Genomic DNA, 516 nt, shown 5'->3' on the forward strand with positions numbered 1-516 from the left:
GACGCTAAACGGATTGAAAACCGCAACGTTGGGTCTATCCAACGGAACAAAACCATCCATAAATTAGTGGAAAACGTTGTTCAATATACTTACTATTTCCTATTAGGTTACTCTATTCTAGCCATTCTAGGTTTACCAGTAGCCACACTAGTAGCCGGTGCCGGGGTTGCTTCCCTAGCCTTAGGTCTTGGTGCACAAGGCTTTATCACTGACGTGGTCAATGGTTTTTTCATTCTTTTAGAACACCAATTTGCTGTTGGAGACTATGTTACAATCGCTGGTTTATCAGGTACCATTATTTCAACGGGTATCCGGACAACTATTCTATCTGGAGATGACGGTTCAAGGCACTTTGTCCCTAACCGTAACATCGAAAATGTAACCAACTCTTCTAATACCACTCGTCATATGTACGTAGACTTGTACATTGATCCAAACGCTGATTTAGGTTCAATCGAATCTGTTATTAAAGATGGTTTATCATTAGCTTCTTCTGATGACCGGGTTTTAGGTGAA

Annotated in this window: 1 protein-coding gene; it reads left to right on the forward strand. The window is 40.9% G+C overall.

Annotation, left to right across the window (positions count from 1 at the left end; genetic code table 11):
• Positions 1 to 516: mechanosensitive ion channel family protein (locus tag ACRCJ0_RS19295; protein WP_431391840.1), on the forward strand; the 516-nt coding region annotated here is incomplete at both ends.

The organism is Aerococcus sp. L_32 (assembly GCF_050689315.1).